Source organism: Alistipes sp. An116 (assembly GCF_002161005.1).
Classification (GTDB): Bacteria; Bacteroidota; Bacteroidia; order Bacteroidales; family Rikenellaceae; genus Alistipes; species Alistipes megaguti.
Genome location: NZ_NFLR01000055.1, coordinates 1 through 574 on the forward strand (window position 1 = coordinate 1; position 574 = coordinate 574).

Annotated in this window: 1 protein-coding gene and 1 pseudogene; both read right to left on the reverse strand. The window is 67.8% G+C overall.

Annotated elements, in window-relative coordinates; all coding sequences use genetic code 11:
• A partial coding sequence (locus B5E60_RS13610; RefSeq protein WP_143260790.1) for a chorismate synthase occupies nt 1-198 on the reverse strand: 198 nt, incomplete at its 3' end.
• A 28-nt stretch (nt 199-226) separates the two neighbouring features.
• Nucleotides 227-574: pseudogene (locus tag B5E60_RS13615) on the reverse strand (3-phosphoshikimate 1-carboxyvinyltransferase); the annotation flags it as partial.

Here is a 574-nt window from a genome sequence, read left to right on the forward strand (position 1 = left end):
CGAGACGATCATCGGCCGGTCCGTCTCGCGCCGCGGCGTCGTCCCCCGCGCACCGCTCCGGCGGCGGGCCAGATCGGCCTCGAAATCCGCCTCCGAAAGGGAGAGTCCGGCCGGCACTCTATCCATCGAGATGCCGACCTGCGCACCGTGTGACTCGCCCCAGATGGCGAGCCGGAAATTCACTCCGTATTGATTCATGATCTGTTCTGTTTTAGTCGGCCGGGACTCACGATTCGCGGACCCGGGCCAAATCCTCGAAGAAGGTCGGATAGCTCTTGGCCACCGACTCGGCCCCTTCGATCGTCACCTCGCCGTCGGCCCTCAGCGCCGCCACGGCCAGCGACATGGCCATGCGGTGATCGCCGTGGCTCTGCGTGCGGGCGGCATGGATCGCCCCGCCGCGGATCCGCATGACATCCTCTTCCGAGAGGTCGACCTCGATGCCCAGCCGGCCATACTCCTCGCAGATGGCCTCGGCGCGGTTGCACTCCTTGTATTCGAGGCGCGACGTGCCGCGGATCGTGCTCACCCCTTCGGCTGCGGCGGCCAGCGCGGCCAGCGCCGGGAAGAGGTC